Here is a 23304-nt window from a genome sequence, read left to right on the forward strand (position 1 = left end):
GCATCGAGGGAGGGGGAAGCAATGGCATTGCTGCACGCCAAGACGGCGGCTGGCCGTCAGGAAATCGAAGACCGGGGCCGGCGCCTGCCGGCGGCACTGCGTTCGATCCTGCTGATGGTCGACGGCCATCGCGACGACACCGAACTGCGCGGCCTGTTCGAAGGCCTGCGGGCACCGCCGGATGCACTGGAGCAGTTGGCCGCGCAGGGCCTGATCGAAGTGATCGGTGGCAGTGCCGAAGCCACACCGGCGCGCGGCATCAGTACCGGCCGCGAACAGGACCCGGCGCTGTACCAGCAGCTGTACGACGCGATGAGTGAGGCCGTGCGTCGGCATCTGGGCCTGAAGGGCTATTTCATGCAGTTGAAGATCGAACGCTGCACCGATGCGCTGGCACTGGAACGCCTGTGCCCGGAACTGCTGGCGGCGGTGGGCAAGGCACGCAGCCCGGCGCTGGCGCAGCGCTGGTGGCAGGAAACCCAGGCGGCCGTGGTCAATGGCGGCGGCGAGGTCGTGCAGGCCTGAGCCACCGCGTAAAGTGATCGGTTCACTTCCCCACAAGGAGTCCCGCGTGCAGGACGACCACGACGACACCGATACCCCCGGCTGGGACGCGATCAATGCGGCGCTGGCGCCGCTGTATGCCGGGCAGGAGCCGCGTCACTACGGCACCGCGCTTCCGTACACGCTCGGAGGCCAGGATCCGCTCGATGGCATCAGCGTGTACTGGGCGGATGCGCCGGTTCCACACTGGCATTACATCACTTACGGCTTCTCCGAGTTGTATGCCAAGGAGAGCAGCGATGTCGCCGCCAGCGGCTATGGTTTCGAGTTGACCTTCCGCCTCGCTGCCGAAACCGGTGAGGACGCCGGCAGTGCGCCGCCGGTGTGGCCGATGAACCTGCTGCAGAACCTGGCGCGCTACGTGTTCGGCAGTGGCAACGTGTTCGAGGATGGTCATCACCTCAATGCCAACGGCCCGATCGCGCTGGAGACCGACACGCGCTTGTGCCACCTGGCCTTCATTGCCGATCCGCAGTTGCCGGCGCGGGACACGGCCAATGGCCATCTGCAGTTCCTGCAGCTGGTCGGTTTGACCGATGAAGAGATGGAGGCGGTCAAGCGCTGGTCGACGCGCGGCGTGCTGCAGGCAGTGCAGCCGGCGATGCCGTTGTGGATCAGCGATCTGCATCGCGGCAATTTGCTGGACGATCCGGCACTGGCCGCACAGGTGCAGGCCGGCAGCGAGCGCGAGGGCTCCAGCACCGGCATGTTGTTCATCGAGACGCTGGACTGGCGCCAGGAGGGGGGCGTCACCACCCTGGTGCTCGGCGCTGGCCAGGTGGCCAGCGTGTGCGAGCTGCTGCCGCTACGGCTGCGCCACGGCAAATCGCTGGAACTGGTCAGCCGCGAGCGGCAATGGGAATTCATTCCGGCCGGACGCGGTGAAGTGGGTGACGTGTCCGCCGACAGTGTGCGCTGGGCACTGGACGAGTCGGGATTGCAGGCGCTGGCAGGCGTGCGGGCCGAGCGCGGGATCTACCCGGTGGCCGGGGCGCTGCGCATCGAAGTGGTGCCGACCTACCTGCGCGATGCCAAGGGTGAAGTGATCCGCCAGATCGGCTGAGTGTGACGATGGCACCGGTGGGTCAGAGCCGCCTGCTGTGCAGACGGATCCGACCCCGCCCTGGCAGCCGTGTCGGGGTCGGATCCGTTCGCCACGCGAACGGCTCCGACCCATGGTCTGGATCAGGCCAGGCCTTCGGCCTTCAGTGCGGCCTGTACGCCTGCATCGGCGTCCATGCGCGCCTTGTAGGCGGCCAGATTGTCCAGGCCGGACAGGTCGACCTTGGTGCCGGCGGCCCAGCGCAGGGTGATGTAGAAGTACGGGTCGGCGAAGCTGCGGAAGCCGGCCAGCCAGGGCTTGTCGGCCAGCTGCCTGTCGGCGGTCTCGAACAGGCCGCGAAGGCGCTTGTGCGCGGCGGCACGGATCGCGTCGTACTGGCCTTCGTCGGCAATGAACTTGCCCGGCGAGAACAGCGGCGAGAAGGCCGGATGCACATCGGAATTGACGAAGGCCAGCCAGCGGGTGGCTTCGGCGCGCTGGCGCGGGCTGCCGTCGCCGCCGAGGCCAGCCTGCGGGAAGCTGTCGGCGATGTAGCCCATGATCGCGGCGTTCTGCAGCAGCACGAAGTCGCCGTCGACCAGCGCAGGAACGGCACCGGCCGGATTGATCTTGAGGAATTCCGGGCCCTTCAGGGTGTCCTTGTTCAGCAGTTCAACCTCGAACGGCTGGCCGGTCCACTGCAGGGCGATGTGGTCGGCGGTGGAACAGGCACCGGGCTTGCTGTACAGCTTCATGGGAACTCCAGGTGATGCGGGCGGGAAACGCCCACTATCCCAGAGCTTGCCAGCGGGCGGCAACGCTGCCGCCAGCACGGATCGTTACGACTGCCGCGGCTTGAGGTTCTGCACCTTATAGAAGGTGTGATCGCCGATGGTGGCCACCTGGTAGGCATTGCGCCAGTTCGGGCTGGCGATGGACAGCGCAGCGAAGTGGCTGGCACCGGGCACGATCTCGCGGCGCTCGCCGGCCGGCAGCGCCCAGTTGCGCTCGGCGTCGAAGGCCACGTTCATCGCCTCGCTCCAGGCCGCATCATTGCCCAGCTGGGTGCCGGGCGAGACGATGGTCGGTGCGAACTGCTTGCGCGCGGTGACCACCTGGCACATGGAGTCGCCCCACAGGCCACTGTCGAGGCGGCGCAGGGCGACCTCGGCGACGGCCTGCTGGCCACGCAGGGTCTGGTCGCGGGCTTCCAGGTAAACGGTGGTGCTCAAACACAATGAATCAGCGGCCGGCTGAGGCAACAACTGCGACAGCCAGAGAATCCAGGCCAGTTTCATACAACTCCTTGCTCCGTGTGGGCCGCACCCTCCGGTTCCGGCCGCAGGGGCGACAGGAGGCGGGGCACGACTTGGCGTCATGGGGAGGCGGCCATCGGGGCCGCCCCGTGGGCAGCCCCAAAAGAAACGATCAATACCGATCGAGGGGGCTGCGCCGGCTCACCGGAAACTGGCTGGTGAGCGGAAAGATGGCGCAAGGTAGGGGGGCATAGCCGAACGCATCGTGAACCGTCCGGCTTGACATTCAGGTTCGGCAGGGGTGACGGAAATCACATTCCGCCCCCCATTCAGGCACCCATCAGAGCGCGGCGGCGACCCGGCTGCCCTGGTCGATGGCCCGCTTCGCATCCAGTTCGGCGGCCACATCGGCCCCCCCGATCAGCTGCGCGTTGATGCCGGCGGCCTGCAGTTCGGCCTGTAGCGCACGGTTCGGTTCCTGCCCGGCGCAGATCACCACGTGGTCGACCGGCAGCAGCTGCTCGCTGCCTTCCACGCGGATGCGCAGGCCTTCGTCGTCCACGCCCAGGTACTCGACGCCGCCGAGCATGCGCACGCCCTTGGCCTTCAGTGTGGCGCGGTGGATCCAGCCGGTGGTCTTGCCCAACCGTGCACCGGGCTTGCCCGGGCTGCGCTGCAGCAGCCACAGCCGACGCGGTGACGCTTCCACCTCGGGACGGGCCAGCGCGCCGCGGGCCTCGAACGCGCTGTCCACGCCCCATTCGGCCATCCAGCGCTGCGGGTCCAGCGAAGGCGACTCGCCGGCGTGGCTGAGGAACTCGCCGACATCGAAGCCGATGCCGCCGGCGCCGATGATCGCCGCATTGGTGCCTACTTCAACCCGGCCCAGCAACACGTCCAGGTAGCTGACCACTTTGGCGTGGTCGGCGCCGGGGAAGTCGACCCTGCGCGGGGTGATGCCGGTGGCCAGCACCACCTCGTCGAAGCCGGCCAGGGTGGCGGCGTCGGCGCGGGTGCCCAGGCGCAGCTGCACGCCGGTTTCGGCCAGCTTGTGGCGGAAGTAGCGCAGGGTCTCGTGGAACTCTTCCTTGCCGGGGATGCGCTTGGCCACGTTGAACTGGCCGCCGATCTCATCATTGGCATCGAACAGGGTGACCTGGTGGCCGCGCTGGGCAGCGACGGTGGCACAGGCCAGGCCGGCCGGGCCGGCGCCGACCACGGCGACCTTCTTCGGGGCCTGGGTGGGACGGTAGACCAGCTCGGTCTCGTGTGCGGCGCGCGGATTGACCAGGCAGCTGGCCAGCTTGTTCTCGAATACGTGGTCCAGGCAGGCCTGGTTGCAGGCGATGCAGGTGTTGATCGCTTCGGCGCGGCCGGCGCGTGCCTTGTTCGGCCACTGCGGGTCGGCCAGCAACGGGCGCGCCAGCGACACCATGTCGGCACCGCCACCCGCCAGGATGCGCTCGGCCACCTCGGGCATGTTGATGCGGTTGGTCGCCACCAGTGGCAGCGTGACATGCGGTTTCAGCTTGGCGGTGACACCGGCGAAGGCGGCGCGTGGCACCGAGGTGGCAATGGTCGGGATACGCGCTTCGTGCCAGCCGATACCGGAATTGATGATCGTCGCGCCGGCGGCCTCGATGGCCTTCGCCTGCTGCACGATCTCTTCCCAGTTGCTGCCGTCCTCCACCAGGTCCACCAGCGACAGGCGGTAGATGATGATGAAGTCCGGGCCACAGGCCTCGCGGATGCGGCGCACGATCTCGACCGCGAAGCGCATGCGCTGGTTGGCATCGCCGCCCCAGCGGTCGGTGCGCTTGTTGGTGCGCGGGGCGATGAACTCGTTGATGAGGTAGCCCTCCGAGCCCATCACTTCCACACCGTCGTAGCCGGCCTCGCGGGCCAGCTTCGCGCTGCGTGCGTAGTCGGCGATATGGCGCTCGACGCCACTGGCCGACAGTGCGCGCGGGGTGAACGGGTTGATCGGCGCTTTCAGCTTCGACGGTGCCACCGACAGCGGGTGATAGGCATAGCGGCCGGCATGCAGCAGCTGCAGGCAGATCTTCGCGCCATGCTGGTGCGCGGCAGCGGTGAGCTGCCGGTGCGGGCGTACTTCCCAGGGCCAGGACAGCTTGCCGCCGAACGGCTTCAGCCAGCCCACCACGTTCGGCGCGAAGCCGCCGGTGACGATCAGGCCGACGCCGCCCTCGGCGCGCTCGGCAAAGTAGGCCGCCAGCCGCGGGAAGTCGCGGGCGCGATCTTCCAGGCCGGTGTGCATCGAGCCCATCAATACGCGGTTGCGCAGCTGGGTGAAGCCCAGGTCCAGCGGGGCGAACAGATGGGGGTAGGCGCTTTCGTTGGCTGGCGACATGGTCGATACGCTTGCGTACGGAAGCGCGAAGCGTGCCGCGAAACGGCGGCCGGGGCAAGGGCTGCTTCGCTGGGAGGGGCTGGCCGCTGTCTGACGGTTTGGTAGTGCCGGCCGCTGGCCGGGTACGCTCGGCACATGCGTGCTGTCGCTCCCGCAATTCGCTGTGCGAACCGCGGGCCCCACTTACCGGCCTCCACGCCCCCGCGCCTGCGGCGCTGCCCCCGAACTCCGGGGGCAGTGCCGGCCGCTGGCCGGCATTCCGGTCAGCTCAGGGTGCTTGCGGTTGCCGGTCGGCGGCCGGCACTACCGGGGTGCGACCGATCCCGAACCAGCCCAGCGTGACACCACACAGCGGGCCGATCAGCAGGGCGAAGGCGAGGGTGCCGAGGCCGACATTGCCGCCCAGCCACCAGCCCAGCAGCAGGACGCTGCCCTCGATCAGGCTGCGCACCTTCCAGATCGGCCAGCCGGTGCGGGCGTGCAGGCCGGTCATCAGGCCATCGCGCGGGCCGGGGCCAAGCTTGGCTCCGATGTACAGGCCAGTGGCCAGCGCGACCAGCAGCATGCCGGCGCAGAACATCGCCAGCTGCCAGCCAAGACCGATTGCCGGCGGCAACAGCCACAGCCCGAACTGCGCAGACGGGCCGATCAGCATCACGTTGAGGACGGTGCCGACGCCTGGCTTCTGTCGCAATGGCCACCACAGCAGCAGCACCAGTGCGCCGATCACGTTGGTGGCCAACCCGAACGACAGCGGTGTCTGCGCGGCGATGCCCTGCGACAACACATCCCAGGGAGCAACGCCGATCGCGGCGCGGATCATCAGCGAGGCACCGAAGCCATACAGGAACAGGCCGACGATCAGTTGCAGCAGGCGCAAGGGCAGGGCGGTGGGCATGGCGGTCTCGGGGGAGGAGGATCTGTTCCCACCGTATCCCCACTTTTGCTTCATCCATAGATACAGATGCCGGTCAATCCGCTGGTACAGGCAGCGCCGATCCTGGATGTGGGGCTGTTCTGTAGAGCGAAGCCCATGCTCGGCTGCTTTGCCTGGCGCCGCCAGCCGAGCATGGGCTCGGCTCTACATGGGAAGCGTCACTCGCCCCAGCCTGCCAGCGCCAGCTTGCCCACCGTGCGCCCGCTGGCCAGGCGCTGATGCGCGATGTCCAGGTTGGCCGCAGTGATCGTGCCGAGCGTCTCGCTGAGCGTGCCACGCAGCTGGCCGGCGTCGATCATGCTGGCCGCGCGGCTGAGGATACGGTGCTGTTCGATGCGGTCGGCGGTGGCGAAGCGGGCGCGCGCGAACATGAACTCCCAGTGGATGCCGATGCACTTGGCCTTGTACGGATCACCGATGCGCAGTGCAGCGCGCGGTTCGACGATCAGGCCGACATGGCCCTGCGGCGCCAGCAGTTGGCCCAGTTCATCCCAGTAGTGGTCGGTGTCGGCCAGATTGAGCGCGACCTGTACCGCATCGATGCCCAGTGCCTGCAACTGGGGCAGCAGCGGCCGGTTGTGGTCGATCACATGGTGTGCACCCATCTGCCGGCACCAGTCGGCCGAGGATGTGCGGGAGGCGGTGGCGATCACCTCGAAGCCGGCATGCCGGGCCAACTGGATCGCCATCGATCCGACGCCGCCCGCACCGCCGATCACCAGCAGGCGCTGGCCGGTATGGCGGCGGTCATCCAACTGCAATGGCATGCGCTGGAACAGCAGTTCCCATGCGGTAAGCGTGGTCAGCGGCAGCGCGGCCGCTTCAGCGAAATCCAGCGTGGTCGGCTTGCGGGCGACCAGGCGTTCATCGACCCATTGGTACTGCGCATTGCAGCCCGGACGGGTGACATCGCCGGCGTAATAGACCTCATCACCGGAGGCGAACAAGCTGGCCTCTTCGCCGATGGCTTCGACCACGCCGGACGCGTCCCAGCCGAGCACGCGGGGCGCCTCCAGCGTGCTTGGGGCAGTGGCCGCGCGCTGCTTGCCATCGACGGGATTGACCGAGACCGCTTCGACCCGGATCAGCAGGTCGCGACCGCGGGGAGGCAGCGGCGGGGGCAGGTGGATATCGCGCAGTGCGGGGGCGGATTCACGACTCAGGGCGACGGCTTTCATCTCGGCTCCGGCTGGGTTCGTGGCCCCATCATAAGGTTCCTCACCTTTCCGCAAGCGCGCTGAACCGTGTGAAGCAATCCGTTGCGGAATATGTCGCTTTCCCCGCCTAAACACCGTCAAACCCTTGCAGCGCGAAGGTCTTGCGGATTTTCATCATCCTGTATAGGGTTTCAACGTCGGACCGGTGGAGGGTCGGGCACAACACTTCACATGTTACGGGACTGTTAACATGACCTTCACCCGCCTGAGCATAATGTTCGCGGCGGTGGCGTGCTGAATCGGCTGTCGAACATCGACGCAGTAGTGCTGGCCCATGCCTCTACCGGTTTCATACCCCCGAAATAGGAGCTGTACTCAATGAACAAGAAGATCCTTACTGCCGCGCTGCTGGGTGGTCTGGCTTTCGCCCAGGCTGCCTCCGCGCAGGAGTTCGATGACCGCTGGTACCTGACCGGTTCGGCCGGCTTCAACTTCCAGGACAGCGACCGTCTGACCAATGACGCTCCGTTCGTGACCCTGGGCCTGGGCAAGTTCATCAGCCCGAACTGGTCGCTGGACGGTGAGCTGAACTATCAGAACCCGAACTTCGATTCGAACAAGGACCTGAACTGGTCGCAGTACGGCGTCTCGCTGGACCTGCGTCGCCACTTCATCAAGGAAGGCCGCGGCTGGAACCCGTACATCGTCGGTGGCCTGGGCTACCAGAAGTCGGAAGAAGAGTACCCGGCGCTGAATGCCAACGGTCCGCGCCAGCGTAAGGACGGCAACGTTGCCGCCAAGCTGGGCGTCGGCCTGCAGACCACCTTCGAGAAGCGCGTTGCTGTCCGCGCCGAAGTGGCCTACCGCGCTGACTTCGACGACAAGAGCGTTGCCGCTCCGAAGGAAGACTGGTTCGGTGACGTGCTGGCTTCGGTCGGCGTCGTGATCCCGCTGGGCCCGGCTCCGGTCGCGGCTGCTCCGGCTCCGGCTCCGGTTGCCCCGAGCTGCGCCGACCTGGATGACGACGGTGACGGCGTCAACAACTGCGACGACAAGTGCCCGAACTCGCAGCCGGGTCAGACCATCGGTCCGGACGGTTGCCCGGTGCCGGTCTCCATCGACCTGAAGGGCGTCAACTTCGACTTCGACAAGTCGAACCTGCGTCCGGACGCCGTGGCGATCCTGAGCGAAGCCACCGAGATCCTGAAGCGTTACCCGGATCTGCGCGTTGAAGTTGCCGGTCACACCGACTCGAAGGGTACCGACGCTTACAACCAGAAGCTGTCGGAGCGTCGTGCTACCGCCGTGTACAACTACCTGACCAAGAACGGCGTTGACGCCGGTCGCCTGGTCGGCCCGATCGGCTACGGCGAGAGCCGTCCGATTGCTCCGAACACCAACCCGGATGGTTCGGACAACCCGGAAGGTCGCGCCAAGAACCGTCGTACCGAGCTGAACGTCCAGAACTAAGTTCTGACGCTCTGCCAGTAGGACACAGCAGGACCCGGCTTCGGCCGGGTCTTGTTGTTTCTGCGGCCCGGAATCCGCGTGTCCGTCGGTCCGGGAACAACCGTTCGTCGGGTTTTTATCCGTAAAACCAATGAGTTGCCGTATTCATTGAAAGTGGCGCTTGAAAGCTGTCGCGGCATTGCTAAACTCGCCGCGTCACTTCCTTTCCTGGATGCCCTTCATGCTGCGCTCTGCATCGGCCGCCTTCCTGGCGCTGGCCCTGGTTCCCGCCGCCCACGCTGCGGTCGATTGCTCGGTCAACACCAGCGCCTCGCCGCTGCCGTTGCCGGCCACGACCATCGCGCCGGTGGCCGACGAGCTGTACATCCGTGGCAACCAGCTGGGCATGCCGGCCGGCGTGCTGAGCAGCAGCTACGATCCGTCGCAGTCGCTGGACCAGGTGCTGCAGCGCCTGCGCATCGATGGCTGCCAGAACATCGCCAAGGCCATTCCGAGCGCACCGGCGGTGAAGCCGAACGATCCGGCGGCCTACAAGCCGCAGACCGAATTCGACAACACGCCCTGGCGCTTCGACATGAGCCAGAACGGCAAGCGCATGACCGCCGAAGAATTCGACGCCTGGATGAAGGCGCGCGGCGTGCGCGTGGTCAAGGCGCGTCCGGCTCCGGCCGCCACCCCGGCCCCGGCCGAAGCACCGGCTGAGACCAAGCCGGTCGACAAGAAGTAAGCGCCGCGGGGAGCAGAGGCTTGCGCACGCGCCGCCCACCTGCCGCCCCCGCTGCCCGCTCCCACGCATCGCGTGGGCGTGCGACTCCCGCTGCCGCAGCCGCCGGTGTCCGTCATGGACTGGCGCGCGTGCTGTCCAAGGCGGGCGTGTGCTCGCGCAGCGAGGCTGCGCGCTGGATCGCCGAAGGACGGGTGCGTGTCTCCGGCCGCATCGTGCGGGATCCCGAGTTCCCGATTGGCCAGCCGGCGCCGCCGATCGAGGTCGACGGCCAGCCCATGGGCGCGCCGCAGCGCCTGTACCTGATGCTCAACAAACCGCGTGGGGTGGTGACCACCGCGCAGGATGAGCGTGGCCGCGACACCGTGTATCGCTGCTTTGATGGTGCCGGCCTGCCGTGGATCGCGCCGGTCGGGCGCCTCGACAAGGCCAGTGAGGGGTTGCTGCTGTTCAGCAACGATCCGCAATGGGCGGCGCGCCTGACCGACCCGCAGACCGGGCCGGACAAGACCTACCACGTGCAGGTCGACCGCCTGCCCGATGACGCCACGCTGGCGGCCCTGCAGGCCGGCGTGGAGGACGAGGGCGAGTTCCTCGTTGCCCAGGCCGTGCGCGTGCTGCGCAGCGGCGACAAGACCGCGTGGCTGGAGGTGGTCCTCGACGAGGGTCGCAACCGCCACATCCGCCGCCTGTTGGCGGCCTTCGACCTGCAGGTGCTGCGCCTGGTCCGGGTTGCGATCGGCGGGCTGCAGCTCGGCGATCTCGGCAAGGGCCAGTGGCGGGTGCTGGAGGTCAGTGACCAGCAGCGGCTGGGGGCCGCTGCACCGGGCTGATCATCGCCCGCGGCCGGCGGTTGCCGGCCACCGTTCCAGGCGTAGGGGGCGCCTGGTTGCTGAATTTCCCGAACGGAGCCTGCCCATGTACCACCCGACCCTCAATCAAACCCTGCGCTGCGCAGGCCTGCTGCTGCCGATGGTGCTGTTGACCGCATGTGGCGGCCACAAGAAGGTGGCCAAGGCGGAAACGCCTGCCGAAACCCCGGTGGTGGAAGTGAAGACCCCGGAGCTGGATGGTCGCGGCAGCTACCGCTTCCTGATGAGCAACGGCGACAAGAAGATGACCGCCGACGAGTTCGATGCCTGGATGAAAGCCAATGGCATCCGCGTTGCCAAGGGCAATGGCCAGGACGCTGCCGCCAAGCCGGTGGTAGTGGCCAGCAAGGACGAGCCGAAGGGCAAGAAGAAAAAGAAGTAATGCCGGGAGGTGCCGACCTCGGTCGGCACGCCATCAGGCTCTGGTAGGTGCCGACCTTGGTCGGCACGCTTTGACAGGGGCGGAACCCTTTCCGCAGGAAAGGGATCCGACCCCGGTCGTGATCAGCCCTTGATCACGCCCAGCTCGACACCGATGCGGGTGAACGCATCGATCGCGCGGTCCAGATGCTCGCGGCTGTGCGCGGCGCTGATCTGGGTGCGGATGCGGGCCTGGCCCTTGGGCACCACCGGGAAGAAGAAGCCGATCGCGTAGATGCCTTCTTCCAGCAGGCGCTCGGCGAACTTCTGTGCCAGCGGCGCGTCGTACAGCATCACCGGGCTGATCGGGTGCACGCCCGGCTTCACGTCGAAACCGGCGGCGACCATCTTTTCGCGGAAGTAGCGGGTGTTCTCCACCAAGGTGCCACGCAGGTCGTCGGCGGCGGCCAGCATCTCGAATGCCTTGATGCCGGCGGCAACCACATGCGGCGGCAGCGAGTTGGAGAACAGGTACGGGCGCGAACGCTGGCGCAGCAGCTCGATCACCTCGGCGCTGGCGCAGGTGAAGCCGCCCAGTGCGCCGCCCATGGCCTTGCCCAGGGTGCCGGTGATGATGTCGATCTTCTCCAGCACGCCCTTCACTTCGGCCGAGCCGCGGCCGGTGGCACCGAGGAAGCCGGTGGCGTGGCATTCGTCGATGTGCACCAGGGCGTTGTACTTCTTCGCCAGCGCGGTGATCTCGTCCAGCGGGGCAATGAAGCCGTCCATCGAGAACACGCCGTCGGTGGTGATCAGCTTGGTCTTGCAGCCGGCGGCGTCGGCGGCCTGCAGCTGGGCTTCCAGGTCGGCCATGTCGCAGTTGGCGTAGCGGAAGCGCTTGGCCTTGCACAGGCGCACGCCGTCAATGATCGAAGCATGGTTCAGCGCATCGGAAATGATCGCGTCGTTCTCGCCGAGCAGCGGCTCGAACAGGCCGCCGTTGGCATCGAAGCAGGCGGCGTACAGGATGGTGTCCTGCTTGCCGAAGAAGTCAGCGATCTGCTTCTCCAGCTGCTTGTGCAGGTCCTGGGTACCGCAGATGAAGCGCACCGAGGCCATGCCGAAGCCGTGGGTATCCAGCGCGTCCTTGGCGGCCTGGATCAGGTCCGGATGGTCGGCCAGGCCCAGGTAGTTGTTGGCACAGAAATTCAGCACCTTGCGGCCGTCCTCGAGGGTGATCTCGGCCGACTGCGGGCTGGTGATGATCCGCTCGGACTTGAACAGGCCCTGGGCGCGGATGGCGTCCAGTTCCTCGGCGTAGTGGCGGGTCAGGGCGGAGGAGACGTCGGTCATGGCGTGGGCACGGCTCTGAACGGGGAAACCGCTGATTCTACCGGGCATCGTCGTCCACCGACCGGGCCGGATGGGGCGTCGCCACGGCCGGCACATGTTGCATCGCAATAGCAAACTGGTTAAGAATTCGTGAACCGGACCTGTCCCGTTCCGGTCGCTACACCCGCTCCCGCCTTCCACGCCACGCCACCGCCCCCACCGGAGACGCTCATGAAGCACGCCCGTGCCTGCCTCGCCATTGCCGCTGCCCTGACCCTGGCCGCCCCGTTCGCCGCCAGCGCCCAGGAAAACGAATCGCCGTACAGCTGGAACGTCACCGCTGTTTCCGATTACCTGTTCCGTGGTGTGTCGCAGACCGACGAGGATCCGACCCTGCAGGCCGGTTTCACCTACACCAGCCCGGTTGGCCTGTATGCCGGCGTTTGGGGTTCGGGCGTGGACTTCGGTGCAGGTGATCCGAAGACCGAGGTCGACTACCTGATCGGCTACGGCGTGGACGTCACCGAGCGCGTCAACGTCGACGTGCTGCTGAACCGCTACACCTACCTGAAGTCCAGCCACCAGAACTACAACGAGCTGATCACCACCACCACGCTGGATGACACCTACAAGCTGACGGTGGCCTACACCAACGATGTATGGAACAGCAGCACCGATGGCTGGTACTTCGGCCTGGGTGGCAGCTGGGGCCTGCCGAAGGACTTCACCCTGAATGCCAATGTCGGCCGCAGCACGTTTGAAGACGGCATTGCCAAGGATTACACCGACTGGAATGTCGGCGTTGAGCGCCAGTTCGGGATGGCCAAGGTCGGCCTGGGCTACTACGGTACCGACGGCAACGGCCGCGACAACTCCGGCAAGCTGGCGCACAGCCGCGTGCTGCTGACCGTGGCCATCGGCAAGTAACGCCGCAGGCGTTACCGGTAGTGCCGGCCGCTGGCCGGCAACATCGGGATGGCAAAGAAAAAGGCGCCCATCGGGCGCCTTTTTCAATTTCAAGGTGTGCCGAGCAAGCTCGGCACCCACCCATCGCGCGCGGCGAAGGGTCAATTCCAGCTGAGCACAACCTTGCCGGCCTTGCCTTCTTCCATCAGGTCGAAGCCCTTCTGGAAGTCGTCGATCGGCAGCTGGTGGGTCATCACCTTGCCGAGCGGGAAGCCGGACAGCACCAGCTGGGTCATCTTGTACCAGGTCTCGTACATCTTGCGGCCGTAGATGCCCTGCACGGTCAGGCCCTTGAAGATGATCTTGTCCCAGTCGCAGCCGGCGCCCTTGGGCATGATGCCGAGCATGGCGATCTTGCCGCCGTGGTACATGCAGTCGAGCATGTCGTTGAACGCGCGCGGGTTGCCGCTCATTTCCAGGCCGACGTCGAAGCCCTCCATGTGCAGTTCCTTCATCACGTCCTTCAGCGACTGGTTGGCCACGTTGACCACGCGGGTAGCACCCATGTCGGCGGCCAGCTTCAGGCGGAAATCATTGACGTCGGTCACCACCACGTTGCGTGCACCGATGTGCTTGCAGATGCCGGCGGCGATGATGCCGATCGGACCGGCACCAGTGATCAGCACGTCCTCGCCAATCACGTTGAACTCCAGCGCACAGTGCGCGGCGTTGCCGTAGGGGTCGAAGAACGCAGCCAGCTCGGACGGGATCTGGTCCGGGATCGGCCACAGGTTGCTGGCCGGCATCACCATGTACTCGGCGAAGGCGCCGTTGACGTTGACGCCGATGCCGACGGTGTTCGGGCACAGGTGCGGGCGGCCACCACGGCAATTGCGGCAGTGGCCGCAGACGATGTGGCCCTCGGCCGAGACGCGCTGGCCGATCTCGTAGCCGGTCACGGCCGAGCCGAGCGCGGCGACGCGACCGACGAATTCGTGGCCGATGGTCAGGCCCGGCTTGATGGTGCGCTGGCTCCACTCGTCCCACAGGTAGATGTGCAGGTCGGTACCGCAGATCGCGGTCTTCTCGAGCTTGATCAGGACCTCGTTCGGGCCCGGGGTCGGAACCGGAACTTCTTCCAGCCAGATGCCCTTGGCCGCTTCGCGCTTGACCAGGGCCTTCATCGTTTGCTGCGCCATCGGGGTGGAACTCATCAGGGGGAAAGCGCGGATTATAGGGTGCCGCGCGGATTTCCCATGTTGCGCTGCGGGTGCAGTGGCGGAACGAAAGGCGTGCGCCGGCGGGCGTTTCGAACGTACTGCGAACAGCGGAGTCGCTTCGCTCGCCGGGCATGGCTCGGCGCTACCGTCCGAGGCCAGGGGACTGTGGGGAGGCGAGAGGCCAGGCCGATGCAGGGCCGTGAGCGCCATGGATGGCGCGACCGAGCCCCCATGGGTGAGGGCGCTTTGCTTGCGGAGCACTGCTTCGCAAGCGCCCGAACGCACAGCCGCCAGCGGCTGGGCCGGGCCGCGGAGCGGGGTTTACGGCGTGTCCTGCATCGGCCTGGCCTCTCGCCTCTGACCGATCGCAATGGAGACGCTGAACGGTGGAAGCACCTGATTGCATGACTTCCGGGGTTCGGGCCGGGGCAGGGCGGCGGGCTACAATCGAGGGTTCCACTACCAGGGGCCGCTCCATGCGCTCGAACCTGCTTGCATTCTCCATCGTCGCCAGCCTCGGGCTGGCCCAGGTCGCCCATGCCGCTGAAGGCATGTGGGTGCCGCAGCAGCTGCCGGAAATCGCCGGCCCGCTGCAGAAGGCCGGCCTCAAGCTGTCCCCGGAACAGCTGTCCAACCTGACCGGCGACCCGATGGGCGCGGTCGTCGCCCTCGGCGGCTGCACCGCCAGCTTCGTCTCGCCGCAGGGCCTGGTGGTCACCAACCACCACTGTGCGTATGGCGCCATCCAGCTGAATTCGACCGCGCAGAAGAACCTGATCAAGGACGGCTTCAACGCGCCGACCCTGAAGGACGAACTGAGTGCCGGCCCGAACGCCCGCGTGTTCGTGCTCGACCAGATCACCGACGTCACCGCCCAGGCCAAGGCTGCCATTGCCGGCGCCGGCAACGACCCGCTGGCCCGCAGCCGCGCGCTGGACGCGTTCGACAAGGCCCAGGTCGCCGCCTGTGAAGCCGATGCCGGCTTCCGCTGCCGCCTGTACAGCTTCTCCGGCGGCAATACCTACCGCCTGTTCCGCAACATGGAAATCAAGGACGTGCGCTTGGTCTACGCGCCCCCGGGCAGCGTCGGCAAGTTCGGTGGCGACGTCGACAACTGGATGTGGCCGCGCCACACCGGCGACTTCTCGTTCTACCGCGCCTACGTGGGCAAGGATGGCAAGCCGGCTGCCTTCGCCGCCGACAACGTGCCGTACCAGCCCAAGCACTTCCTGAAGTTCGCCGACCAGCCGCTGGGCGCCGACGACTTCGTGATGGTGGCCGGCTACCCGGGCCGCACCAACCGCTACGCCCTGGCCGGCGAGTTCAACGAAACCGCCAGCTTCACCTACCCGACCATCGCCAAGCACTACAACGCAGTGCTGAAGATGATCGCCGATGCCGGCAAGGCCGACGCCGACGTCAAGGTGAAGTACGCCGCCACGGCCGCCAGCATGAACAACGTGGCCAAGAACTACCTGGGCCAGCTGGAAGGCTTCAAGCGCATCGACGCCGCCGGCCAGAAGCAGGCTGAAGAAGCCGCCGTACTGGCGTGGCTGAAGAAGCAGGGCGCTGCCGGCAAGCCGGCCCTGGCGGCACACGCGCAGCTGCTCAAGCATCTGGATACCAGCAAGTCGACCCGCGAACGCGACCTGTTCGTCGGCCAGTTCAACAACACCTCGGCCGTCGGCGCGGCGATCACCCTGTACCGCCTGTCGATCGAGCGCAGCAAGCCGGATGCCGAACGCGAAGCCGGTTACCAGGAACGCGACCTGACCACCATCGAAGGTGGCCTGAAGCAGATGGACCGTCGCTACGTGGCGAAGATGGACCAGCAGCTGCAGACCTACTGGCTGGACCAGTACGTGGCCCTGCCGGCCGCGCAGCGCGACAACGAAGTGCTGAACAAGTGGCTGGCCGGCAGCGATGCCGCTGCGGTCAAGTCGCTGGTGAACAAGCTGGGCGGCACCGAGCTGGGCAGCCTGGACACCCGCCTGAAGTGGTTCAAGGCCGACCGTGCCGCGTTCGAAGCCAGCAATGATCCGGTCATCCAGTACGCCGTGGCCGTCATGCCGGCGCTGCTGAAGCAGGAAGAGCAGCGCAAGATCCGCGAAGGCGAATCGCTGACCGCGCGTCCGCTGTACCTGCAGGCCGTGGCCGACTACAAGAAGAGCCAGGGTGAGTTCGTCTACCCGGACGCCAACCTGTCGCTGCGCATCACCTTCGGCAACGTCATGGGCTATGGCAAGGATGGCGTGAAGTACACCCCGTTCACCACCCTGGAAGGTGTGGCGGCGAAGGAAACCGGTGAAGATCCGTTCGATTCGCCGAAGGCGCTGCTCGATGCGGTCAAGGCCAAGCGTTACGGCGGCCTGGAAGACAAGCGCATTGGTTCGGTGCCGGTGAACTTCCTGTCCAACCTGGATATCACCGGTGGCAACTCGGGTTCGCCGGTGCTGGACGCCAACGGCAAGCTGGTCGGCCTGGCCTTCGACGGCAACTGGGAATCGGTCAGCTCCAACTGGGTGTTCGACCCGGTGATGACCCGCATGATCGCCGTCGACAGCCGCTACATGCAGTGGATCATGCAGGAAGTGGCGCCGGCGCCGCAGCTGCTGAAGGAACTGAACCTGGCGAAATAAACCGGTTGCGGTAGTGCCGGCCGCTGGCCGGCAACCTCGACCAGATAGCCGGAGTTTCCGAAACCCCGCGACCCACGTCGCGGGGTTTTTTCATGCCCGGCCCGGCCCGGTGCGCCGAACAGGTATCATCCCTGTTCCGCGCACTTCACAGGATGTGAACGAAACGCGGAAACCTCCTCCCCCCAGGACCCCTTGCACGCATGCGCATCCTGCTTGCCCGCCACGGCGAAACGCCGTGGAACGCCGAAGGCCGCTACCAGGGCCAGATCGATATTCCGCTTTCGCCGATCGGCGAAGCCCAGGCCCAGGCACTGGGTGCCCGCCTGGCCTCGGTCGACATCACCCGTGCCGTCGCCTCGCCGCTGTCGCGCGCGCAGCGCACCGCGCAGCTGGCGCTTGGCGCCGCCCGTGCCGACATGCTGCTGACCGAGCCGGAGCTGCAGGAAATCGCCCACGGTGAGTGGGAAGGGCTGCTGGCCAGCGAAATCAACGAGAAGGATCCGTCGCGCCTGCAGGCCTGGCGCGAGGAGCCCGATACCGTGCTGATGCCCGGCGGCGAATCGCTGCGCCTGGTGCTGGAGCGCAGCTGGCGTGGCCTGGCCCGTGCCACCGAAGGCCTCGGCGAGCACGACACGCTGCTGGTGGTTGCCCATGACGCGGTCAACCGCGTGATCCTGTGCAAGGTGCTGGGCCTGCCGATTTCCCGCCTGTGGACCTTCCGCCAGGCGCCGACCACGCTCAACCTGCTCGAAGGCGCCGACCTGGACAGCCTGGAAGTGGTGCGCCTGAACGACTGCGCCCACCACACGCCGTTCTTCGGCGAAGCCAAGCACCGCGCACTCTGATCCATCCCATCGAACCACCTGTTTCTGCTGGAACCGCTGCCGTGACGAACACCCCGACCACCCTGGCCGATTGGCTGGATTACATTGAACGCCAGCACCCGGCGAGCATCGACATGGGCCTGGAGCGCGTGCGCGCCGTGGCCACGGCGATGGGTCTTGGCGCCCCGGGCGGGCGCACCATCGTGGTCGGTGGCACCAACGGCAAGGGCTCCACCGTGGCCTTCATCGAGGCCATCGGCCGTGCTGCCGGTTGGAAGGTCGGCGCATACACCTCGCCGCATCTGCTGCGCTACAACGAACGTGTGCGCATCGATGGCCAGGATGTCGACGATGCGGCGTTGGTTGCTGCGTTCAATGCCGTCGAAGCGGCACGCGGCGACACCACGCTGACCTATTTCGAGTACGGCACGCTCGCTGCTTTGCAGCTGTTCGCCGAGGCAGAGCTGGACCTGGCCGTGCTGGAAGTGGGCCTGGGTGGCCGCTTGGATGCGGTCAACATCGTCGATGCCGACGTGGCGGTGATCACCACCGTGGACATTGACCACGCCGAGTGGCTGGGCGAGGACCGCGAGGCGATCGGTACCGAGAAGGCCGGCATCATCCGCGGCTGGAAGCCGGTGATCCTGGGTGAGACCGATCCGCCGTCGAGCGTGCTGGCGCGTGCCTATCTGGTCGGTGCCAATGCGATCCGCGGTGGCAGCGATTACTTCTACGAGCCGATCGACGCCCAGCGCTGGCGCTGGCGCGACGTCGGCCTGCGCATGGAGCTGCCGACCCCGGCGCTGGCCGGCCCGATCCAGCTGGCCAACGCCGGTGCCGCCATCGCCGCGCTGCGCGCGCTGGACAAGCCGGTGCCGCGTGCGGCGTGGGCCGTGGGTATCGCGGCAGCGCGCATCTCCGGCCGCATGCAGGCGTTCGAGCGTGACGGTGTGCAGATCCGCGTGGACGTAGGCCACAACCCGCAGGCCGCCGGCCAGCTGGCGCGCGCGCTGAAGGCCGAAGTGTCAGCCGGCCGCACCCTGGCGGTGTACGCCGCGTTGCAGGACAAGGACGCGGCGGGTGTGGTGCAGGCACTGCAGGACGTGGTGGGCGAGTGGACCCTGGCCGGGCTGGATGGCCCGCGTGGGCAGAGCGCCCAGCAGCTGCAGGCACGCCTGACCGGTACGGCTGCGGCCAAGGCACAGCGGGCCGGTACCGTTGAACAGGCGCTGGCGCAGGTGTTGTCACAGGCCGAGCGGGGGGACCGTGTGCTGGTGTTCGGCTCCTTCCATACCGCCGCTGCGGCCCTGCAGTGGCTGCAGGGCGACGCCTGATCCGCGTTCAGCCAACGCCGACGCCGGCCGGTCCGGCACCCGTATAATCGACGGCAATCTCCGGACAGTTGCCTGCCTCACGTGGATACGCCTCTGAAACAGCGTCTGATTGGTGCCATCGTGCTGGTGGCACTGGCCGTGATTTTCCTGCCGATGCTGGTCAAGGGACCCGCGCCCGACAGCGGTGTCGCCAATGTGCCGATCGCCGCACCGGATGCGCCGGCCGATGGCCAGTTCGAAACCCGTGAGTTGCCGCTGGTCGCCCCGGCGGGCGGTGCCACCGGCCTGCAGACCGGCCAGGCCAAGCCGCTGCAGGAGGCTGCCACGCCGGCTACGCCGCCGACCGTGGATACCTCGCCGGCGGTTGCCGCCGGCAACTACGCCGTCACCTTCGGCGCCTACGGCAGCAAGGCCGACGCCGATGCGGTGATCGCCTACCTGAAGCGCTCGCAGCTGCCGGGCTTCGCCGAAACGGCCACCATCAACGGCCGCCAGGCATGGCGCGTGCGCGTTGGACCTTACGCCGACCGCGCCCAGGCCGAAGCGGCCCGCCTGCAGGCGGTGAAGATCCGCGCCGATGTGAAGGCCGAAGTCATCGCCCTGGACGCAGCAGCGGGCAACAGTTCCGCCGTTGCCGCTACGCCGGCCCCGGCCTCACCCGGCACCAGTACTCCGGCCGCAGCCACCGCACCGTCGGCCAGTGGCAATCCCGTGCGCAGCGAAAGCCTGCCGCCGAGCACGCCGACCGCCACCACCACCCCGGCCGCCAAGCCGGAACCGCCGAAGCCGGCGCCGAAGCCGGAGGCTTCAAAGCCCGAGCCGAAGCCGGAGGCCACGGCCAGCAAGCCGGCCACGGCTCCGACCACGCCGGCAGCACCGGCCGCCAGCGGCGTCGGTTTTGCCGTGCAGCTGGGCGCGTTCGGTCAGGCCAACGATGCCAATGCCCTGCGCGACAAGGTCCGTGCCGCCGGCTTCAGCGCCTTCGTCGAGCAGGTGCGCACCGAAAAGGGCACCCTGCATCGCGTCCGCGTCGGGCCGGTGGCCAACCGCGCCGATGCCGAGCAGTTGAAGGCACAGGTCGCCGCCAAGGTCGGCGTGGCCGGCATGGTCCGACCGCACCCGTGATCCAGCGTGTTGCCCGCCGTCGTCACTGGCAGGAGCGGGCTGCGTGATCGATATCGTGCTGGGCGTGCTGATCGGCGCCTCCGTATTGTTCGGTTTCATCCGTGGCTTCGTGGGCACGGTGGTTGCGCTGGTGTCGTGGCTGCTGGCCGGCTGGATGGCCTTCACCTTCGGCAACGAGGCCTCGCACTGGTGGGCGGCACCGCAGCCACCCGGCACCGGCCACTACCTGGCCGGGTACCTCGGTGTCTTCGTTCTGACCGTCGTGGTGGTTGGGTTGGTCGGGCTGCTGCTGAAGGCCGCGATCAAGCTGACCCTGCTGGGCGGCGTCGACCGCCTGTTGGGCGGCACCCTGGGCCTGGTGCGCGGTTTGTTCTTCGCCAGCATCCTGTTGTTGCTGGCCGGATTCACTGCGTTGCCGGGCGAACCGGCCTGGCAGCAATCGCAGCTGCGGCCGCTGCTGCAGCCTGCGGTGGCGTGGATGCAGGCCCAGCTGCCGCATCTGGACAACGTGCTGCCGCAGTCGCTGCCTTTGGAGACCCTGCTGCCCGAGCGCCTGCCCTTGCCTCTGGACGAGATCACCCCATCTTCGCAGCAAGTGTTGGGCAAGCCGGCGGCGACAGGCGATAATGGCGTCCTCAACCAGGTAGTGGCGGGCGGCGGATGGCCGCGGCCCGTGGAGATGGAGCAGGAGCCGGCACGGGCCTCCACACTGCCCAGCAACATCGAGCCGGCGCCCGTGCGCCCGGCACGGCCCGCGCCAGCCGCGGACGGAATCCACGGCCAGGTACGGCCACCTTCCCTGTAACTGGGCGCAGCCCAGCGGAGACCTCGCACCATGTGTGGCATCGTCGGAATCGTCGGCAACCAGAACGTCGCCGGGCAGTTGTATGACGGCTTGACCGTTCTCCAGCATCGCGGCCAGGATGCGGCGGGCATCGCCACGGCCAATGGCAGCCGCCTGCGGGTGCAGAAGGCCACCGGCCTGGTCCGCGATGTGTTCGATGCACGCACCATGTCCACCCTGGAAGGCAGCGTCGGCATCGCCCATGTGCGCTACCCGACGGCCGGCTCGGAAGGCATGGACGAGGCGCAGCCGTTCTACGTGAATTCGCCGTACGGCATCGCGCTGGCCCACAACGGCAACCTGATCAACACCGAGGCGCTGCGCCAGCAGGTGTTCGAACAGGACCGCCGCAACGTCAACACCGATTCGGACAGCGAAGTGCTGCTGAACGTGTTCGCCTATGAACTGGAGCAGCAGCGCCAGCTGAGCCCGGAAGCCGCGATCCGCGCGGTGGCCGGCGTGCACCGCCGCTGCAAGGGCGGCTACGCGGTGGTCAGCGTGGTGCTGGGCCTGGGCCTGGTCGCCTTCCGCGATCCGCATGGCATCCGTCCGCTGGTGCTGGGCAAGCGCAGCCATGCCGAGGGCGACGAGTACATCGTGGCCTCCGAGTCTGCCGCGCTGGACGTGCTGGGCTTCCAGCGCGTGCGCGACGTACAGCCGGGCGAAGCGCTGGTGATCACCGCGCGCGGCGAGCTGTTCTCGGAAATCTGCGCCGAGCCGGCCGAGCACACCCCGTGCATCTTCGAATACGTGTACTTCGCGCGTCCGGATTCGATGATCGACAACGTCTCGGTGCACAAGGCGCGCATGCGCATGGGCATCAAGCTGGGCGAGAAGATCCTGCGCCTGCGCCCGGACCACGACATCGACACCATCATCCCGATCCCGGACACCTCGCGCGATGCCGCGCTGGAAATCTCCAACGTGCTGGGGGTGAAGTACCGCGAAGGCTTCATCAAGAACCGCTACATCGGCCGCACCTTCATCATGCCGGGGCAGGGCGAGCGCGTGAAGTCGGTGCGCCGCAAGCTCAACCCGATCCACCTGGAGTTCCGCAACCGCGTGGTGCTGCTGGTGGACGACTCGATCGTGCGTGGCACCACCAGCCAGCAGATCGTGCAGATGGCTCGTGATGCCGGCGCGCGCAAGGTCTACCTGGCCAGCGCGGCACCGCCGGTGCGCTACCCGAACATCTACGGCATCGACATGCCGGCGGCCGAGGAACTGGTCGCGCACAACCGCACCGTGGAAGAGATCGAAGCCCACCTGGGCTGCGACTGGCTGATCTACCAGGACCTGGAAGACATGGAAGCGGCGGTGAGCGAGGGCAACCCGGCGCTGCGCAACTTCGATTCGTCCTGCTTCAACGGCCACTACCCGACGGGTATCGAGCCGGGCTACTTCGAGCGCATCCAGCAGCTGCGTTCGGACGACGCCAAGCACAAGCGCCGCGCCTGAGGTCCAGGCGTGGTTGCGGTGCCCGATGTTGGAGGTGACCTGCTGCGCGCGGCGCAGCAGTGCCTGGCTGAAGCCGACCCGCTGCGCAAGGTCGCGCTGACCCAGGCGTATGCGGCCGCGTTCCGTGCCGGTCGCCTGAAGGTGGCCGCCGATGCGCCGCCGCCGGAGCCGATCTGCATGCCGGGCCGGCCGGCACGGCTGGTGCTGGTGCATCCGCGCGAAGTGCCGCGGCGCGGACTGGGCGGCGTGGAAGGGCGTGCCGCCTTCATCCACGCCATCGCCCATATCGAACTCAACGCGATCGACCTGGCCTGGGATGCGGTGTACCGCTTCCGCGGCCTGCCGTCGGCCTTCCATGCCGACTGGGTCAGCTGTGCCGACGACGAGTCGCGGCACTTCATGCTGCTGCGCGAGCGGCTGCAGGTGCACGGCCACGACTACGCCGATTTTCCCGCGCACAACGGCCTGTGGGAAATGTGCGAAAAGACGGCGCACGATGGCCTGGCACGCATGGCGCTGGTGCCGCGCGTGCTGGAGGCGCGCGGCCTGGACGTGACACCGGGCATGATCGAGAAGCTGCGCAATGTCGGTGATGGCGAAACCGCCGATGTGCTGGAAGTGATCCTGCGCGAGGAAGTGGCGCACGTCGCCGCCGGTTCCCGCTGGTACCGCTGGTACTGCGATCGCGCCGGTGTCGAGCCGCGTGCGCGTTTCAAGGAACTGCTGGTGGAGTACGCCGGCGGCTATCTGCATGGGCCGTTCAACATGGAAGCGCGCCTGCTGGCTGGCTTCGACGCCGACGAGCTCGCCAACCTGGTCGAACAGGCCGGCTGAGAAAAAGGGGACGGAGGGGATTAAGTCGTTTGTGC

21 protein-coding genes are annotated in these 23304 nt (G+C 67.2%); 14 read left to right on the forward strand and 7 right to left on the reverse strand.

The features are described 5' to 3' along the window. The first annotated feature begins 21 nt into the window (after positions 1-21). Both N5D91_RS00325 and N5D91_RS00330 read left to right on the forward strand, forming a co-directional pair. Positions 22-525: a hypothetical protein gene (locus N5D91_RS00325; RefSeq protein WP_110711170.1), complete on the forward strand. Its 504-nt coding sequence runs from the start codon at positions 22-24 to the stop codon at positions 523-525. Between the two features lie 46 nt (positions 526-571). Further along, positions 572-1627: a suppressor of fused domain protein gene (locus N5D91_RS00330; RefSeq protein ID WP_279907093.1), complete on the forward strand. Its 1056-nt coding sequence runs from the start codon at positions 572-574 to the stop codon at positions 1625-1627. A gap of 122 nt (positions 1628-1749) precedes the next feature. Here the strand turns inward: N5D91_RS00330 and N5D91_RS00335 are convergent, their stop codons facing one another. The 5 genes from N5D91_RS00335 to N5D91_RS00355 form a co-directional block, all read right to left on the reverse strand. Further along, complete coding sequence (locus N5D91_RS00335) at positions 1750-2361, reverse strand: glutathione S-transferase N-terminal domain-containing protein (protein WP_110711174.1); 612 nt, start codon at positions 2359-2361, stop codon at positions 1750-1752. A gap of 84 nt (positions 2362-2445) precedes the next feature. Beyond that, a complete protein-coding gene (locus N5D91_RS00340) occupies positions 2446-2904 on the reverse strand; it encodes a cell wall hydrolase (RefSeq protein ID WP_004154513.1) in 459 nt (152 codons plus the stop codon). Positions 2905-3202: 298 nt separating this feature from the next. Beyond that, a complete protein-coding gene (locus N5D91_RS00345) occupies positions 3203-5233 on the reverse strand; it encodes an NADPH-dependent 2,4-dienoyl-CoA reductase (protein ID WP_180854640.1) in 2031 nt (676 codons plus the stop codon). A 268-nt stretch (positions 5234-5501) separates the two neighbouring features. Beyond that, positions 5502-6131 carry a hypothetical protein gene (locus tag N5D91_RS00350; RefSeq protein ID WP_180854639.1) on the reverse strand — a complete coding sequence of 210 codons (630 nt, stop codon included), beginning with the start codon at positions 6129-6131 and terminating at the stop codon, positions 5502-5504. 197 nt (positions 6132-6328) lie between these two features. Further along, the gene (locus N5D91_RS00355; protein WP_153856566.1) at positions 6329-7348 is read right to left on the reverse strand and encodes a zinc-binding alcohol dehydrogenase family protein; all 1020 of its coding nucleotides are present in this window, start codon (positions 7346-7348) and stop codon (positions 6329-6331) included. A 357-nt stretch (positions 7349-7705) separates the two neighbouring features. On the opposite strand from N5D91_RS00355, the gene N5D91_RS00360 reads away from it, so the two are divergent. From N5D91_RS00360 to N5D91_RS00375, 4 genes are all read left to right on the forward strand, one after another. After that, positions 7706-8797 carry an OmpA family protein gene (locus N5D91_RS00360; protein WP_110711182.1) on the forward strand — a complete coding sequence of 364 codons (1092 nt, stop codon included), beginning with the start codon at positions 7706-7708 and terminating at the stop codon, positions 8795-8797. Between the two features lie 220 nt (positions 8798-9017). After that, positions 9018-9524 carry a hypothetical protein gene (locus N5D91_RS00365; RefSeq protein ID WP_110711183.1) on the forward strand — a complete coding sequence of 169 codons (507 nt, stop codon included), beginning with the start codon at positions 9018-9020 and terminating at the stop codon, positions 9522-9524. Between the two features lie 20 nt (positions 9525-9544). Further along, on the forward strand, positions 9545-10354 hold the full coding sequence (locus N5D91_RS00370) for a pseudouridine synthase (protein WP_180854638.1): 810 nt from the start codon (positions 9545-9547) through the stop codon (positions 10352-10354). Between the two features lie 85 nt (positions 10355-10439). Beyond that, a complete protein-coding gene (locus N5D91_RS00375; protein ID WP_005412356.1) occupies positions 10440-10775 on the forward strand; it encodes a hypothetical protein in 336 nt (111 codons plus the stop codon). Positions 10776-10897: 122 nt separating this feature from the next. On the opposite strand, the gene kbl is transcribed toward N5D91_RS00375, so the two are convergent. Beyond that, positions 10898-12106, reverse strand: a complete 1209-nt coding sequence (gene kbl / locus N5D91_RS00380) for a glycine C-acetyltransferase (protein WP_180854637.1) — start codon at positions 12104-12106, stop codon at positions 10898-10900. Positions 12107-12316: 210 nt separating this feature from the next. Here kbl and N5D91_RS00385 point away from each other — a divergent pair, with 210 nt between their 5' ends. Next, positions 12317-13012 carry a TorF family putative porin gene (locus N5D91_RS00385; protein WP_180854636.1) on the forward strand — a complete coding sequence of 232 codons (696 nt, stop codon included), beginning with the start codon at positions 12317-12319 and terminating at the stop codon, positions 13010-13012. Between the two features lie 140 nt (positions 13013-13152). On the opposite strand, the gene tdh is transcribed toward N5D91_RS00385, so the two are convergent. Next, positions 13153-14175: an L-threonine 3-dehydrogenase gene (tdh, locus tag N5D91_RS00390; protein ID WP_010483949.1), complete on the reverse strand. Its 1023-nt coding sequence runs from the start codon at positions 14173-14175 to the stop codon at positions 13153-13155. A gap of 512 nt (positions 14176-14687) precedes the next feature. Between tdh and N5D91_RS00395 the strand changes: the two genes are divergently transcribed. From N5D91_RS00395 to N5D91_RS00425, 7 genes are all read left to right on the forward strand, one after another. After that, positions 14688-16850, forward strand: coding sequence for a S46 family peptidase (locus N5D91_RS00395; protein ID WP_164162713.1), 2163 nt, complete (start codon positions 14688-14690; stop codon positions 16848-16850). A gap of 200 nt (positions 16851-17050) precedes the next feature. Next, entirely contained in the window at positions 17051-17695 is a 645-nt protein-coding gene (locus N5D91_RS00400; RefSeq protein WP_010483945.1) for a histidine phosphatase family protein, read from the forward strand. A 41-nt stretch (positions 17696-17736) separates the two neighbouring features. Then, on the forward strand, positions 17737-19008 hold the full coding sequence (gene folC, locus N5D91_RS00405) for a bifunctional tetrahydrofolate synthase/dihydrofolate synthase (protein WP_180854635.1): 1272 nt from the start codon (positions 17737-17739) through the stop codon (positions 19006-19008). 81 nt (positions 19009-19089) lie between these two features. After that, positions 19090-20133, forward strand: coding sequence for an SPOR domain-containing protein (locus N5D91_RS00410; protein WP_110711192.1), 1044 nt, complete (start codon positions 19090-19092; stop codon positions 20131-20133). 43 nt (positions 20134-20176) lie between these two features. Further along, complete coding sequence (locus tag N5D91_RS00415) at positions 20177-20938, forward strand: CvpA family protein (protein ID WP_180854634.1); 762 nt, start codon at positions 20177-20179, stop codon at positions 20936-20938. Between the two features lie 30 nt (positions 20939-20968). Further along, positions 20969-22435 (forward strand): amidophosphoribosyltransferase, encoded by a 1467-nt coding sequence (purF, locus tag N5D91_RS00420; protein WP_005408246.1) that lies wholly within the window; start codon positions 20969-20971, stop codon positions 22433-22435. A 9-nt stretch (positions 22436-22444) separates the two neighbouring features. Then, on the forward strand, positions 22445-23269 hold the full coding sequence (locus N5D91_RS00425) for a ferritin-like domain-containing protein (protein WP_110711196.1): 825 nt from the start codon (positions 22445-22447) through the stop codon (positions 23267-23269). The last annotated feature ends 35 nt before the right edge of the window (positions 23270-23304 follow it).

The organism is Stenotrophomonas sp. GD03794 (genome assembly GCF_029842145.1).
GTDB lineage: Bacteria > Pseudomonadota > Gammaproteobacteria > Xanthomonadales > Xanthomonadaceae > Stenotrophomonas > Stenotrophomonas riyadhensis.